Origin of the sequence: Pseudomonas benzenivorans, from assembly GCF_033547155.1 — a bacterium.
Taxonomy (GTDB): Bacteria; Pseudomonadota; Gammaproteobacteria; order Pseudomonadales; family Pseudomonadaceae; genus Aquipseudomonas; species Aquipseudomonas benzenivorans_B.
This window is the reverse complement of sequence record NZ_CP137892.1, coordinates 730,844-746,785: the sequence shown is the minus strand read 5'-3', so window position 1 is coordinate 746,785 and position 15,942 is coordinate 730,844. Positions and strand designations below refer to the sequence as shown.

General features: G+C 67.5%; 12 protein-coding genes. All 12 read left to right on the top strand.

The genetic code is table 11. The features are described from left to right. Positions 1-30: 30 nt before the first annotated feature. The 12 genes from SBP02_RS03455 (at position 31) to SBP02_RS03400 (ending at position 15,859) form a co-directional block, all read left to right on the top strand. The gene (locus SBP02_RS03455) at positions 31-207 is read left to right on the top strand and encodes a hypothetical protein (protein WP_208708330.1); all 177 of its coding nucleotides are present in this window, start codon (positions 31-33) and stop codon (positions 205-207) included. A 126-nt stretch (positions 208-333) separates the two neighbouring features. Next, the gene (locus tag SBP02_RS03450) at positions 334-3,288 is read left to right on the top strand and encodes a sensor histidine kinase (protein ID WP_318645018.1); all 2,955 of its coding nucleotides are present in this window, start codon (positions 334-336) and stop codon (positions 3,286-3,288) included. A gap of 34 nt (positions 3,289-3,322) precedes the next feature. Further along, a complete protein-coding gene (locus tag SBP02_RS03445) occupies positions 3,323-4,750 on the top strand; it encodes a sigma-54-dependent transcriptional regulator (RefSeq protein WP_318645017.1) in 1,428 nt (475 codons plus the stop codon). A gap of 700 nt (positions 4,751-5,450) precedes the next feature. Next, a complete protein-coding gene (locus SBP02_RS03440) occupies positions 5,451-6,851 on the top strand; it encodes a polynucleotide adenylyltransferase PcnB (protein ID WP_318645016.1) in 1,401 nt (466 codons plus the stop codon). Then, the gene (gene folK / locus SBP02_RS03435) at positions 6,851-7,333 is read left to right on the top strand and encodes a 2-amino-4-hydroxy-6-hydroxymethyldihydropteridine diphosphokinase (RefSeq protein ID WP_318645015.1); all 483 of its coding nucleotides are present in this window, start codon (positions 6,851-6,853) and stop codon (positions 7,331-7,333) included. Before SBP02_RS03440 ends, folK begins: the two co-directional genes overlap by 1 nt. A gap of 182 nt (positions 7,334-7,515) precedes the next feature. Beyond that, a complete protein-coding gene (gene panB / locus SBP02_RS03430) occupies positions 7,516-8,316 on the top strand; it encodes a 3-methyl-2-oxobutanoate hydroxymethyltransferase (protein ID WP_318645014.1) in 801 nt (266 codons plus the stop codon). Continuing rightward, positions 8,313-9,173, top strand: coding sequence for a pantoate--beta-alanine ligase (gene panC, locus SBP02_RS03425; protein WP_318645013.1), 861 nt, complete (start codon positions 8,313-8,315; stop codon positions 9,171-9,173). Before panB ends, panC begins: the two co-directional genes overlap by 4 nt. Before the next feature lie 46 nt (positions 9,174-9,219). After that, positions 9,220-9,600: an aspartate 1-decarboxylase gene (gene panD / locus SBP02_RS03420; protein ID WP_213639319.1), complete on the top strand. Its 381-nt coding sequence runs from the start codon at positions 9,220-9,222 to the stop codon at positions 9,598-9,600. A 110-nt stretch (positions 9,601-9,710) separates the two neighbouring features. Beyond that, positions 9,711-11,375: a glucose-6-phosphate isomerase gene (gene pgi, locus SBP02_RS03415; protein WP_318645012.1), complete on the top strand. Its 1,665-nt coding sequence runs from the start codon at positions 9,711-9,713 to the stop codon at positions 11,373-11,375. 87 nt (positions 11,376-11,462) lie between these two features. Next, positions 11,463-13,400 (top strand): acetate--CoA ligase, encoded by a 1,938-nt coding sequence (gene acs / locus SBP02_RS03410; RefSeq protein ID WP_318645011.1) that lies wholly within the window; start codon positions 11,463-11,465, stop codon positions 13,398-13,400. Positions 13,401-13,562: 162 nt separating this feature from the next. Further along, positions 13,563-14,741 (top strand): acetyl-CoA C-acetyltransferase, encoded by a 1,179-nt coding sequence (locus SBP02_RS03405; protein ID WP_318645010.1) that lies wholly within the window; start codon positions 13,563-13,565, stop codon positions 14,739-14,741. Between the two features lie 101 nt (positions 14,742-14,842). Then, positions 14,843-15,859, top strand: a complete 1,017-nt coding sequence (locus tag SBP02_RS03400; protein WP_318645009.1) for a class I SAM-dependent rRNA methyltransferase — start codon at positions 14,843-14,845, stop codon at positions 15,857-15,859. The last annotated feature ends 83 nt before the right edge of the window (positions 15,860-15,942 follow it).

The following is a 15,942-nucleotide window of genomic DNA, read 5'->3' as shown; positions in this document are numbered from 1 at the left end:
CATCGCGACACTCCCGAGACGAGAAGCGGCATGTATATCTATCGATTGGTTCTGATCCTGGTGGTGGGGATCTACCTGTTCTCCCCGGCCATCATGGACTGGTGGACCGACCCCAACGGCGCCTGGTACCGGCCCTATCTGCTGTGGCTGATCCTCATCGTGGTGACCTTTATCCTGCAGAGCCAGCGCGATACCGATGAACTTTGAAGCATGCCGGGGAAACCCGGTGACCGCCCTTTATCATTCTTCGCAGAGCCTGCGCGCTACCGACGAGCTCTGATCCGCAGCGGCGCCCAGTGACCGCCCACTCTCTTTATCCGCAGAGCCAACGAGATGCCGATGAGCTTTAGCCTGACCGAACTGATCCTGATCAGCGCCGCCTACCTGCTGGTGCTGTTCGGCGTCGCCTGGGTCAGCGAACACGGCCTGATCCCGCGCTGGATCATCCGCCACCCCCTGACCTACACCCTGTCGCTCGGCGTCTACGCCAGCGCCTGGGCCTACTACGGCACCGTCGGCCTGGCCTATCAGTACGGCTACGGCTTCCTCGCCAGCTACCTGGGGGTGTCCGGCGCCTTCCTCCTGGCGCCGGTGCTGCTCTACCCGATCCTGCGCATCACCCGCACCTACCAGCTGTCGTCCCTGGCCGACCTGTTCGCCTTCCGCTTCCGCAGCACCTGGGCCGGCGCCCTGAGCACGGTGTTCATGCTGATCGGCGTGCTGCCGCTGCTGGCGCTGCAGATCCAGGCGGTGGCCGACTCCATCGGCATCCTCACCCAGGAGCCGGTGAAAGACCGCGTGGCCCTGGCCTTCTGCGGCCTGATCATCCTCTTCACCACCCTGTTCGGTGCCCGCCATATCGCCACCCGCGAGAAGCACGAGGGCCTGGTGTTCGCCATCGCCTTCGAGTCGGTGGTCAAGCTCGGCGCGCTGGCGGCCATCGGCCTCTATGCGTTGTACGGCGTGTTCGACGGTCCCCAGGCGCTGGAGAGTTGGCTGGTGCAGAACCAGGCCGCGCTGACCAGCCTGCACACGCCGCTGCAGGAAGGCCCGTGGCGCACCCTGCTGCTGGTGTTCTTCGCCTCGGCCATCGTCATGCCGCACATGTACCACATGACCTTCACCGAGAACCTCAACCCGCGGGCCATGGTCAGCGCCAGCTGGGGCCTGCCGCTGTTCCTGCTGCTGATGAGCCTGGCGGTGCCGCTGATCCTCTGGGCCGGCCTGCGCCTGGGCGCGACCACCAACCCGGAGTATTTCACCCTCGGCCTGGGGCTGGCGCTGAACAGCCAGACCCTGGCGCTGATCGCCTACATCGGCGGCCTGTCGGCCTCCAGCGGGCTGATCATCGTCACCACCCTGGCACTGTCGGGCATGGTCCTCAACCATGTGGTACTGCCGCTGTACCAGCCGCCGGCCGAAGGCAACATCTACCGCTGGCTGAAGTGGACCCGCCGCGCGCTGATCTTCGCCATCATCATGGCCGGCTTCGGCTTCTATCACCTGCTCGGCGCCGAGCAGGACCTGGCCAACCTGGGCATAGTCGCCTTCGTCGCCACCCTGCAGTTCCTCCCCGGGGTGCTCTCGGTGCTGTACTGGCCGACCGCCAACCGCCGCGGCTTCATCGCCGGCCTGCTGGCCGGCATCGGCGTCTGGGTGGTGGGCATGCTGCTGCCGATGGTCGGCAACCTGCAGGGCTTCTACCTGCCGCTGTTCAACCTGGTCTACGTGTTGGACGACAGCAGCTGGCACTTCGCCGCGATCGGCTCGCTGGCGGTCAACGTGCTGGTGTTCACCCTGGTCTCGCTGTTCACCGAGGCCAGCCCCGAGGAGAAGAGCGCCGCCGAGGCCTGCGCGGTGGACAACGTGCGCCGCCCGCAACGTCGCGAGCTGCTGGCCCTGTCGCCCCAGGAGTTCGCCGCCCAGCTGGCCAAGCCCCTGGGCGCCAAGACCGCCCAGCGCGAGGTCGAGCAGGCCCTGCGCGACCTGCACCTGCCCTTCGACGAAGGCCGGCCCTACGCCCTGCGCCGCCTGCGCGACCGCATCGAGGCCAACCTCTCCGGGCTGATGGGGCCCAGCGTGGCCCAGGACATAGTCGAGACCTTCCTGCCCTACAAGGCCGGCAGCGAAAGCTACGTCACCGAGGACATCCACTTCATCGAGAGTCGCCTGGAGGACTACCACTCGCGCCTCACCGGCCTGGCCGCCGAGCTCGACGCCCTGCGCCGCTACCACCGCCAGACCCTGCAGGAGCTGCCCATGGGCGTCTGCTCGCTGGCCAAGGACCAGGAAATCCTCATGTGGAACAGGGCCATGGAGGAGCTCACCGAGATTCCCGCGCAGCGCGTGGTCGGCTCGCGCCTGGCCACCCTCGGCGAGCCCTGGCTCGGCCTGCTCACCCGCTTCATCGAACTGCCCGACCAGCACCTGCACAAGCAGCAGCTGAAGCTGGACGGCCAGGTGCGCTGGCTCAACCTGCACAAGGCGGCCATCGACGAGCCGCTGGCGCCCGGCAACAGCGGCCTGGTACTGCTGGTCGAGGACCTCACCGAGACCCAGCTGCTGGAAGACAAGCTGGTGCACTCCGAACGCCTGGCCAGCATCGGCCGCCTGGCCGCCGGGGTGGCCCACGAGATCGGCAACCCCATCACTGGCATCGCCTGCCTGGCGCAGAACCTGCGCGAGGAACGCGAAGACGACGGTGAACTGACCGAGATCAGCGAACAGATACTCGAACAGACCAAGCGGGTCTCGCGCATCGTCCAGTCGCTGATGAGCTTCGCCCACTCCGGCACCCACCTGCAGACCGACGAGCCGGTGTCCCTGGCCCAGGTGGCACAGGACGCCATTGGCCTGCTGGCGCTGAATCGGCGCAGCGTCGAGGTGCAGTTCTTCAACCTGTGCGACCCCGAGCACTGGGCCGAAGGCGACGCCCAACGCCTGGCCCAGGTGCTGATCAACCTGCTGTCCAACGCCCGCGACGCCTCCCCGCCGGGCGCGGCGATCCGGGTCAAGAGCGAGGCCTCCGAGCACACCGTCGACCTCATAGTCGAGGACGAAGGCAGCGGTATTCCCAAGGCGATCATGGATCGCCTGTTCGAACCCTTCTTCACCACCAAGGAGGTCGGCAAGGGCACCGGCCTCGGCCTCGCGCTGGTCTATTCCATCGTGGAGGAGCATTATGGACAGATAACAATCGACAGCCCGGCCGACCCCGAGCACCAGCGCGGCACCCGCATCCGGGTGACCCTGCCGCGGCATGTCGAGGCGACGTCCATAGCGAATTGAACCTGCGACCTGAGACCGTCGAGAGACCAGATTAATGCCTCATATTTTGATCGTCGAAGACGAAACCATCATCCGCTCCGCCCTGCGCCGCCTGCTCGAGCGCAACCAGTACCAGGTCAGCGAAGCCGGCTCGGTGCAGGAGGCCCAGGAACGCTTCAGCATCCCCGGCTTCGACCTGATCGTCAGCGACCTGCGCCTGCCCGGTGCCCCCGGCACCGAGATGATCAAGCTGGCCGAGGGCACCCCGGTGCTGATCATGACCAGCTATGCCAGCCTGCGCTCGGCGGTGGACTCGATGAAAATGGGCGCGGTCGACTACATCGCCAAACCCTTCGACCATGACGAGATGCTGCAGACCGTGGCGCGCATCCTGCGCGACCGCCAGACCGCCAAGAGCAGCCCAGGCGAGCGCCCCGCCAGCAGCCGCGGCGGCGCCGACAAGGGCGCCGAGGCCGGCAGCGGCGAGATCGGCATCATCGGCTCCTGCGCCCCCATGCAGGAGCTCTACGGCAAGATCCGCAAGGTCGCGCCGACCGACTCCAATGTGCTGATCCAGGGCGAATCCGGCACCGGCAAGGAGCTGGTCGCCCGCGCCCTGCACAACCTGTCCAGGCGCGCCAAGGCACCGCTGATCTCGGTCAACTGCGCGGCGATCCCGGAGACCCTGATCGAGTCCGAACTGTTCGGCCACGAGAAAGGCGCCTTCACCGGCGCCAGCGCCAGCCGCGCCGGGTTGGTCGAGGCCGCAGATGGCGGCACGCTGTTCCTCGACGAAATCGGCGAGCTGCCGCTGGAGGCCCAGGCCCGCCTGCTGCGCGTGTTGCAGGAAGGCGAGATCCGCCGGGTCGGCTCGGTGCAGTCGCAGAAGGTCGACGTGCGCCTGATCGCCGCCACCCACCGCGACCTCAAGGGCCTGGCCAAGGTCGGCCAGTTCCGCGAGGACCTGTACTACCGCCTGCACGTCATCGCCCTGAAGCTGCCAGCCCTGCGCGAGCGCGGCAACGACGTGATCGAGATCGCCCGCGCCTTCCTGTTGCGCCAGTGCACCCGCATGGGGCGTGACGACCTGCACTTCGCCCCGGACGCCGAACAGGCGATCCGTCATTACGCCTGGCCGGGCAACGTCCGCGAACTGGAGAACGCCATCGAGCGCGCGGTGATCCTCTGCGAGAACACCGCCATCTCGGCCGAGCTGCTGGGCATCGACATCGAGCTGGACAACCTGGACGACAGCGACGACGAATTCGCAGGTGCCCCCACCCAGGCCGGCAACAGCAGTATGGAGCCGACCGAGGACCTGTCACTGGAAGACTATTTCCAGCACTTCGTGCTGGAACACCAGGACCACATGACCGAGACCGAACTGGCGCGCAAGCTCGGCATCAGCCGCAAGTGCCTGTGGGAGCGGCGCCAGCGCCTGGGCATCCCAAGACGCAAATCCGGCGCGGTGACCGGCACCTGAGTGGCCAGTAGCGCCGACAAGGACAGCACGCGAAAGGTTCCCTAAAACCGTTACCCAATCGACATCTCGTAACAAAGGCCGGGTCTATCGGTAACGAAGACCCGGCTTTTTTATTGCCGCCGCACGCCACAGAAACCTAGTAAGTCTTTGTTTTTAAAGGGCTCTAAAAAAATGGCACGAGTCCTGCTCTCTCTAGCGCACAACAACAATAACAAGCACGACCCAAAACAATAAAAATAAGACGTATCGGCTCCAGCACAACAAAAACAACAGGGCGGAGGCGCAGCTAACTGATCATTTTGGAACGGAATTGCCTTTGGGGTTCGCCCCACAACCAGGCCGAGAACAATAAAACTGCCACGAGGCAGCTCCTGAACTGGTTGGGTCATGGAATGATCAAGGTAGCGTCAGCATCCAAAGTAATCCGTTTGCTATTGGTTCCCGGCTTGGGAGCTTGTCCCCGGGTCGCTGACCCGATCAAGCGAACACCTCAACAAGAACAACACGTTCGCCATAACAATAAAAACGAAGCACGCACCTACTTGGGGGGGAGCCTAGGCTCCCCCAGTAGCTTCTACCCCGCGCAGCACGCCGTTCTCCCGCCGCTTCCTACACCATCTCCCGACTCGATGCTAGAATCCGCGCCACTCTCGCGGCCATCACCCGTTCTGGCCAGTCATTCCGTCACACAGTGCCTCCCATGCTGAAAAAGCTGTTCAAGTCTTTACGCTCCCCGCTGCGCCGCGCGAAACAATCGCACAGCACCCCCGAAGTGCTGAGCAACCGTCAGCACCCGATCCACCGCGGGGACATCAGCCGCTATGCCATCAGCGTGGTCGAGCGCCTGCAGAATGCCGGCTACCAGGCCTACCTGGTCGGCGGCTGCGTGCGCGACCTGCTGCTGGACCTCGACCCCAAGGATTTCGACGTCGCCACCAGCGCCACGCCCGAGCAGGTCCGCGCCGAGTTCCGCAACGCCCGGGTGATCGGCCGACGCTTCAAGCTGGTGCACGTGCATTTCGGCCGCGAGATCATCGAGGTGGCCACCTTCCGCGCCAACCACCCCCAGGACGAGGAGGACGACGATCCGCGGGCGTCGCGCCACGAGAGCGGACGCATCCTGCGCGACAATGTCTACGGCAGCCTGGAGGACGACGCCCAGCGCCGCGATTTCACCATCAACGCGCTGTATTACGACCCGGGCAGCGAACGCATCCTCGACTACGCCCACGGCGTGCACGACATCCGCAACCACCTGATCCGCCTGATCGGCGACCCGACCCAGCGCTACCAGGAAGACCCGGTACGCATGCTGCGGGCGGTGCGCTTCGCCGCCAAGCTGGATTTCGACATCGAGAAACACAGCGCCGCACCTATCTACAAGCTGGCGCCCATGCTCGGCGAGATTCCCGCCGCGCGCCTGTTCGACGAGGTGCTCAAGCTGTTCCTCGCCGGCTATGCGGTCTACACCTACGAGCTGCTGGTGGACTACGGCCTGTTCGGCCAGCTGTTCCCGGCCAGTGCCGCGGCGCTCAAGCACAACCCGGACTACACCGATACCCTTATCCACAACGCCCTGGCCAACACCGACCTGCGCATCCAGCAGGGCAAGCCGGTGACCCCGGCGTTCCTCTTCGCCGCCCTGCTCTGGCCGGCGCTGCCGGCCCGCGTACTGAAGCTGCAGGAGCGCGGCATGCCACCGATCCCGGCGATGCAGGAAGCGGCCCACGAGCTGATCAGCGAACAGTGCCAGCGCATCGCCGTTCCCAAGCGCTTCACCCTACCGATCCGCGAGATCTGGGACATGCAGGAGCGCCTGCCGCGGCGCAGCGGCAAACGCGCCGACCTGCTGCTTGAGAACCCGCGCTTCCGCGCCGGCTACGACTTCCTCCTGCTGCGCGAAAGCGCGGGCGAGCAGACCGGCGGCCTGGGCGACTGGTGGACCGCCTATCAGGACGCCAGCGACAGCGAGCGGCGCAGCATGATCCGCGACCTCAGCGGCAAGGAAGACGGCCCCGGTGCGCCGCGTAAGCGCAAGCGCAGTGGCGGCCGGCGCAAACGCGGCGCCGGCGAAGGCACGGCCAAGCCCGGTAACGATTGATGGAAAGGGTCTACATCGGCCTGGGCAGCAACCTGGCCGAACCGCTGCAGCAACTGCGCGGCGCTCTCGCCGCCCTGGCCGAGCTGCCCGACTCGCGGCTCGCGGCCACCTCGTCCTTCTATGCCAGCGACCCGCTCGGCCCGGCGGACCAGCCGCGCTACGTCAACGCCGTGGCCGCGCTGGACACCGCGCTCGCCCCCCTGGCCCTGCTCGACGCCCTGCAGGCCATAGAGCTGAACCAGGGGCGCACGCGCAAGGCCGAACGCTGGGGGCCGCGCACCCTGGACCTGGACATCCTGCTGTTCGGCCAGCGCACCCTGGACGAGCCGCGCCTGTGCGTACCGCACTACCACATGCATGCCCGGCCCTTCGTGCTCTACCCGCTGGCCGAACTGGCCCCCGAGCTGCGCCTGCCGGATGGCCGCTGCCTGAGCGAGTTGCTCGCCGCCTGCCCCTTCGTCGGCCTGGAGCGCCTGGGCTGAGGTCCCGGCGCAATATGCCCGGTAACGCCCGTAACAAGTCGGTAACACCCGCAATTGACTTCGAGCCGCCCCATCAGGACTATAGGCGTCCCGTTGCCCCGCACCGGTGAAAACCGAGGCCAATGCAGGCCCTTTAGAAGCAGCCCGACTGCCGGCTGGACGCCTGAGTGAGGACGATTTTCATGCCTGACGTTACCCTGAGCACCCTGCAGAGCCTCAAGCAGAGCGGCGAGAAGATCGCCATGCTGACCTGTTACGACGCCACCTTCGCCCAGGTCGCCTGCCAGGCCGGGGTCGAGGTGCTGCTGGTCGGCGACTCCCTCGGCATGGTCCTGCAGGGGCACGACAGCACCCTGCCGGTCAGCGTCGCCGACATGGCCTACCACGTCGCCGCCGTCAAACGCGGCAACCAGGGTGCCCTGATTCTCGTCGACCTGCCCTTCATGGCCTACGCCACCCACGAGCAGACCCTGGCCAACTGCGCCACCCTGATGCAGGCCGGCGCCCACATGGTCAAATTGGAAGGCGCGGCCTGGCTGGCCGAGCCGATTCGCCTGCTGGCCGAACGCGGCGTGCCGGTCTGCGCCCACCTGGGCCTGACCCCTCAGGCGGTCAACCTGCTCGGCGGCTACAAGGTCCAGGGCCGCCAGGAAGCCCAGGCACGGCAGATGCGCGCCGACGCCATGGCCCTGGAACAGGCCGGCGCGGCCATGCTGCTGCTTGAGTGCGTGCCCAGCGAACTGGCTGCGGAGATCAGCCAGGCGGTGCGCATCCCGGTGATCGGCATCGGTGCCGGCGGCGCCACCGACGGCCAGGTACTGGTGCTGCACGACATGCTCGGGCTGTCCCTGAGCGGCCGTACGCCCAAGTTCGTTAAGGACTTCATGGCCGGCCAGGACGGCATCCCGGCGGCGCTCGCCGCCTACGTCAGGGCGGTCAAGGAGCGCAGCTTCCCCGCCGCCGAACACGGATTCTCCGCATGAACACGGTCAAGACCATCCGCGATCTGCGCGCCGCCGTAGCCCAGGCCCGCGCCGAGGGCAAGCAGATCGGCTTCGTGCCGACCATGGGCAACCTGCACGCCGGCCATGCCGCCCTGGTGACCAAGGCGGCCCAGCGCGCCGACTTCGTGGTGGCGAGCATCTTCGTCAACCCGTTGCAGTTCGGCCCCAACGAAGACCTCGCCACCTACCCGCGCACCCTCGCCGACGACCAAGACAAACTGCTCGACGCCGGCTGCCACCTGCTGTTCACCCCGGACGTCGAGGAGATGTACCCGGACGGCATGGCCGGGCAGACCCGTGTCAGCGTACCGGGGGTCGCCGAAGGCCTGTGCGGCGCCAGCCGTCCCGGGCACTTCGAGGGGGTCGCCACCGTGGTGACCAAGCTGCTCAACATGGTCCAGCCAGACCTGGCGGTGTTCGGCCAGAAGGACTTCCAGCAGCTGGCGGTGATCCGCACCCTGGTGCGCGACCTGAACATGCCGATCCAGATCATCGGCGAGCCGACGGTGCGCGCCGCGGACGGCCTGGCACTGTCTTCGCGCAACGGCTACCTGACACCCGAACAGCGCACCGTGGCGCCCACCCTGTACCGCGGCCTGCAACAGATCGCCACGGCGCTGCACGCAGGCGAGCGCGACTTCGCCCAGTTGATCGCCGCCGCCCAGCAGCAACAGCAGGACGCCGGTTTCCGCCCGGACTACCTGGAGATTCGCGAGGCGAACAGCCTGCGCCCGGCCACCGCCGCGGACCGCCAGTTGGTGATCCTGGTTGCGGCCTTCCTCGGCAGCACCCGGCTGATCGACAACCTGACTCTCGACCTCGACGCCACCCCCTGACCCGGCAGACACCGGCTGCCGCCCTTACCCGCTTTAGGAGAACGCCATGCATGCGATCATGCTCAAGGCCAAACTGCACCGCGCCGAAGTCACCCATGCCGTGCTCGACTACGAAGGCTCCTGCGCCATCGACGGCGAATGGCTGGACCTGGCCGGCATCCACGAATACGAGCAGATCCAGATCTACAACATCGACAACGGCGAGCGCTTCACCACCTACGCGATTCGCGGCGAAGCCGGTTCGCGGATGATCTCGGTCAACGGCGCCGCGGCGCACAAGGCCAAGGTCGGCGACCGGGTGATCATCTGCGCCTATGCCCACTACAGCGAGGCCGAACTGGCCAGCTTCAAGCCGCGCATGCTGTATATGGCGCCGGGCAACGAACTGAGCCACACCAGCAACGCGATCCCGGTGCAGGTTGCCTGAGCCGGCACCAGCCCGGTTACACTCGAAGCCCGGACACGGCCAGTGCTCCGGGCTTTTTATTGTCCCGGGAGCGCGCTCCCGCGACCGCACCAGCAGAAGGAAGCCCCGCAATGACGTACTACCAGCACCCGCTCGATGTCACCGCCCTGCCGGCCTGGCAGGCGCTGCAGGACCATCGGGCCCGCTTGCAGAACTTCAGCATGCGCGAGGCGTTCAACTCCGACCCCGAGCGCTTCGACCGACTGTCGCTGAGCAGCTGCGGCCTGTTTCTCGACTATTCGAAGAACCTGATCACCGGCGAGACCCGCGACCTGCTGGTACGCCTGGCCCGGGACTGCGGCCTGCAACGGGCGATCGACGCCCTGTTCGACGGCGAGGCGGTCAACGCCTCGGAGAACCGCCCGGCCCTGCACACCGCCCTGCGTCGACCGATAGGCGACCGCGTGCTGGTCGACGGTGTCGACGTGATGCCCGAGGTGCACCGGGTGCTGCACCAGATGACCGAGCTGGTCGGCAAGGTGCATGACGGCCTGTGGCGCGGCTACAGCGAGAAGCCGATCACCGACGTGGTCAACATCGGCATCGGCGGCTCCTTCCTCGGCCCGCAGCTGGTCTCCGAGGCGCTGCTGCCCTTCGCCCAGCGCGGCGTGCGCTGCCACTACCTGGCCAATATCGACGGCAGCTCCTTCCATGAGCTGGCGGCCAGGCTGCGGGCCGAGACCACCCTGTTCATCGTCTCGTCGAAGTCCTTCGGCACCCTGGAGACCCTGAAGAACGCCCAGGCCGCGCGGCGCTGGTACCTGGCCCAGGGCGGCTCCGAGGCCGAGCTGTATCGCCACTTCATCGCCGTGACCAGCAACCAGGAAGCGGCGGTGGCCTTCGGCATCCACGAGGAGAACATCCTGCCGATGTGGGACTGGGTCGGCGGCCGCTACTCGCTGTGGTCGGCCATCGGCCTGCCGATCGCCATGTCCATCGGCATGTCCAACTTCAAGGAGCTGCTGTCCGGCGCCTACAGCATGGACCAGCACTTCCGGGAAGCCCCCTTCGAGCAGAACATGCCGGTGCTGCTGGCCCTGCTGGGGATCTGGTACGGCAACTTCTGGAGCGCCCAGACCCAGGCGATCCTGCCCTACGACCACTACCTGCGGAACATCACCAAGCACCTGCAGCAGCTGGACATGGAGTCCAACGGCAAGCGCGTGCTGCAGGACGGCGCTCCGGCGCCCTGCGCCACCGGCCCGGTGATCTGGGGCGGGGTCGGCTGCAACGGCCAGCATGCCTATCACCAGCTGCTGCACCAGGGCACCCTGTTGATCCCGGCCGACTTCATCGTGCCGGTGGTCAGCTACAACCCGGTGGCCGACCACCACCAGTGGCTCTATGCCAACTGCCTGTCGCAGAGCCAGGCGCTGATGCGCGGCAAGACCCTGGAGGAGGCCGAGGCGGAACTGCGCGCCCAGGGCCTGGACGAGGACGAGGTGCGGCGCCTGGCGCCGCACAAGGTGATTCCCGGCAACCGGCCGAGCAACACCCTGGTGCTGGAACGGGTCAGTCCACGGCGCCTCGGCGCCCTGGTCGCCCTGTACGAGCACAAGGTGTTCGCCCAGAGCGCGATCTGGGGCATCAACGCCTTCGATCAGTGGGGCGTGGAACTGGGCAAGGAACTGGGCAAGAACGTCTACTCGCGCCTGCTCGGCGCCGAACAGAGCACCGCCGAGGATCAGTCCACCCAGGGCCTGATCGACTTCTTCCGCGCCCGCCACCGCGGTTGAACCTGCCCGCGGCCGGGACTTGAAACCGGCCGCCGCTGGGGTGCTACCCTTACGGGCATCGCGGACACAACGACAAAAGGACCCGCCATGTTTGAGATCACCCGCCACCCCGTGGCCGACGCCGTGCGCCAGCGCGCCCACCTCGACGCCGAGGCCTACGAGCGCCTGTACCGGCAGTCGGTCGAACAGCCGGAAAGCTTCTGGGCCGAGCAGGCCAAGGCCTTCCTCGACTGGTTCAAACCCTGGCTCAGCGTGCACCACGTCGACATGCACAAAGGCCAGGCCAGCTGGTTCAAGGGCGGGCAGCTGAATGTCAGCTACAACTGCATCGACCGCCACCTGCTGCAGCGCGGCGAACAGATCGCCCTGATCTGGGAGGGCGACAACCCCAGCGAGTCCGCTCACATCAGCTACAACAAGCTGCACCACCAGGTCTGCCGCCTGGCCAACGTGCTCAAGAGCCGCGGCGTGCAGAAGGGCGACCGGGTGTGCATCTACATGCCGATGGTCCCGGAAGCGGCCTATGCCATGCTCGCCTGCGCGCGCATCGGCGCGGTGCACTCGGTGGTGTTCGGCGGCTTCTCCCCCGACGCCCTGCGCGACCGCATCCTGGATGCCGATTGCCGCACCGTGATCACCGCCGACGAAGGCGTGCGCGGCGGCAAGTACGTGCCGCTCAAGGCCAACGTCGACAAGGCCCTGCAGAGCTGCCCGAACGTCTCCACGGTGCTGGTGGTGCAGCGCACCCAGGGCGACATCGCCTGGAATCCCGGGCGCGACCTCTGGTACCACGAGGCCCTGCACGGCGCCAGCGGCGACTGCCCGCCCGAGCCGATGGAAGCCGAAGACCCGCTGTTCATCCTCTATACCTCGGGCTCCACCGGCAAGCCCAAGGGCGTGCTGCACACCACCGGCGGCTACCTGCTGCAGGCGGCGATGACCCACAAGTACGTGTTCGACTACCACGACGGCGACATCTACTGGTGCACCGCCGATGTCGGCTGGGTCACCGGCCACAGCTACATCGTCTACGGCCCCCTGGCCAACGGCGCCACCAGCCTGATCTTCGAGGGCGTGCCGAACTACCCGGACGCCTCGCGCTTCTGGCAGGTCATCGACAAGCACCAGGTCAATATCTTCTACACCGCGCCGACCGCCATCCGCGCCCTGATGCGCGAGGGCGAGGGGCCGGTCAAGAGCACCTCGCGCAGCAGCCTGCGCCTGCTCGGCTCGGTGGGCGAGCCGATCAACCCGGAAGCCTGGGAGTGGTACTTCAACGTGGTCGGCGAGCGCCGCTGCCCGATCGTCGACACCTGGTGGCAGACCGAGACCGGCGCCATCATGATCGCCCCGCTGCCCGGCGCCACCGACCTCAAGCCCGGCTCGGCGACCCGCCCGTTCTTCGGCGTACAGCCGGTGCTGCTGGACGACCAGGGCCAGGAAATCGAGGGGCCGGGCGCCGGCGTGCTGGCGATCAAGGCCAGCTGGCCGAGCCAGATCCGCAGCGTCTACGGCGACCACCAGCGACTGATCGACACCTACTTCAAGCCCTACCCCGGCTACTACTTCAGCGGCGACGGCGCCCGCCGCGACGAGGACGGCTACTACTGGATCACCGGCCGGGTCGACGACGTGATCAACGTCTCCGGCCACCGCATCGGCACCGCCGAGGTGGAAAGCGCCCTGGTGCTGCACGACGCGGTGGCCGAGGCCGCGGTGGTCGGCTACCCCCACGACGTCAAGGGCCAGGGCATCTACGCCTTCGTCACGCCGATGAACGGGGTGGCGCCGAGCGACGAGCTGAAGAAAGAACTGCTGGCCCTGGTCGGCAAGGAAATCGGCAGCTTCGCCAAGCCGGAACTGCTGCAGTGGGCCCCGGGCCTGCCGAAGACCCGCTCCGGCAAGATCATGCGGCGCATCCTGCGCAAGATCGCCTGCAACGAGCTGGACAGCCTCGGCGACACCTCGACCTTGGCCGATCCCTCGGTGGTCGACGGCCTGATCGACCAGCGCCTCAATCGCTGAACGAGGCAACCGCCGCCCCGTCCACCGCGACGGGGCGCTGCCCCCTGCGCCAGGCGCCAAGCACCTGACCGGGCGGTTCGGCCGCTGGCCGGCGGCCTGGGCTCTGTGCCAACATAGCCCTCCTTCGCGGCCTGCCGCGCCCGCCATTCGTGAGGATCGATCATGCAAGAAGTCGTCATCGTCGCCGCCACCCGCACCGCCATCGGCAGCTTCCAGGGCTCGCTGTCCGGCATTCCGGCCGTCGAGCTGGGCGCCGCGGTGATCCGCCGCCTGCTCGAGCAGAGCGGTCTGGAGGGCGCCCAGGTCGACGAGGTGATCCTCGGCCAGGTACTCACCGCAGGCGCCGGGCAGAACCCCGCGCGGCAGGCGGCGATCCACGCCGGCCTGCCCCACGCGGTACCGGCGCTGACCCTCAACAAGGTCTGCGGCTCCGGGCTCAAGGCCCTGCACCTGGGGGCCCAGGCCATTCGCTGCGGCGACGCCGAGGTGATCATCGCCGGCGGCATGGAGAACATGAGCCTGGCGCCCCACGTCGTGCCCAACATGCGCAGCGGCCTGCGCATGGGCCACGGCAAGCTGATCGACAGCATGATCCACGACGGCCTGTGGGACGCCTTCAACGACTACCATATGGGCATAACGGCAGAGAATTTGGCCGAGAAATACGGGATTTCCCGCGAGGAGCAGGACGCCTTCGCCGCCGAGTCGCAGCGCAAGGCCGCGGCGGCCATCGAGTCGGGCCGCTTCGTGGAGGAGATCACCCCGATCCTCATCCCCCAGCGCAAGGGCGAGCCCCTGGCCTTCGCCACCGACGAGCAGCCGCGCGCCGGCACCACCCTGGAGTCCCTGGCCAGCATCAAGCCGGCATTCAAGAAGGACGGCAGCGTCACCTCCGGCAATGCCTCCAGCCTCAACGACGGCGCCGCCGCGGTGCTGCTGATGAGCGCAGCCAAGGCCGAGGCCCTCGGCCTGCCGGTGCTGGCGCGGATTGCCGCCTACGCCAACGCCGGGGTCGATCCGGCGATCATGGGCATCGCCCCGGTCTCGGCCACCCGCCGCTGCCTGGACAAGGCCGGCTGGAGCCTGGAGCAGCTGGACCTGATCGAGGCCAACGAGGCCTTCGCCGTGCAGGCCCTGGCGGTCGGCAAGGAACTGGGCTGGGAGGCCGAGAAGGTCAACGTCAATGGCGGCGCCATCGCCCTGGGCCACCCGATCGGCGGCTCCGGCTGCCGGGTGCTGGTGACCCTGCTGCACGAGATGCTCAAGCGCGACGCCAAGAAGGGCCTGGCCACCCTGTGCATCGGCGGCGGCCAGGGCGTGGCCCTGGCCATCGAACGCTAAGCACCGCCACCGCGCGACTTAACGCCGGCGTGACTGCGCAAAGAAGGCGCCGGCGTTTTTCTTGCTAGACTGCGCGCCCCTCTATTAGCGAGTCGCCGCGCATGTCCTCTCTCGATCAGGCGCTGCGCGCCGCCCTCCACAACCGCCAGGCGCTGCTCGAGGAACTGCACGGGCAAGGCAGCGACTGCTACCGCCTGTTCCACGGCAGCCAGGAAGGCGCCGGCGGCCTGACCCTGGACCGCTACGGCCCGCAGCTGCTGGTGCAAAGCTTCCACCGGCCCCTCGAGCGCGAGCAGTTGCTGAGCCTGGCCGAGCAGTGCCGCGAGTGGCTCGAGCAGCCCCTGCTGCTGGTGTACAACGACCGCTCCGGCGGCAACTCGCGGATCGACCGCAGCGACCCGGTCTACCGCGCCGAGGAGGCCGCCCTGGCGGACCTGGTCGGCCACGAATGGGGGCTAAAGTATCGGGTGCGTGGTCGCCACCCCGGACAGGACCCGCTGCTGTTTCTCGACCTGCGCAACGCCCGCGGCTGGGTCAAGGCCCACTGCGCCGGCCAGTCGGTGCTCAACCTGTTCGCCTACACCTGTGGCGTCGGCCTCGCCGCAGCAGCCGGCGGCGCCCGCGAGGTGGTCAACCTGGATTTCGCCGAGGGCAACCTGGCGGTCGGCCGCGAGAACGGCGCGCTCAACCCCGAGCTACCGGCCATGCAGTTCGTCCAGTCGGACTACTTCCCGGCGATTCGCCAGCTGGCCGGCCTGCCGATCGCCCAGCGCCGCGGACAGAAGCTGCCGAACTACCCGCGCCTGGCGCCACGCCAGTTCGACCTGGTCTTCCTCGACCCGCCGGCCTGGGCCAAGAGCGCCTTCGGCACCGTCGACCTGCTGCGCGACTACCAGAGCCTGCTCAAGCCGGCGATCCTCGCCACCGCCGACGACGGCGTGCTGGTCTGCTGCAACAACCTGGCGAAGGTCGCCCTGGCCGACTGGCGCGAGCAGGTGCTGCGCTGCGCCAGCAAGCTCGGCCGCCCGGTACGCGACTGCCAGGTGCTGAGCCCCGCGGCGGACTTCCCCTCCCAGGATGGCCAGCCGCCGCTGAAGACCCTGATCCTGAGGTTCTGAGTCAGGCCGCAGCGACCGAAAAGCCGGCATCCGCGGCATTTTGAACCCGCGGCCCGTGCCATAATCCAAGGCACTTCGCATCG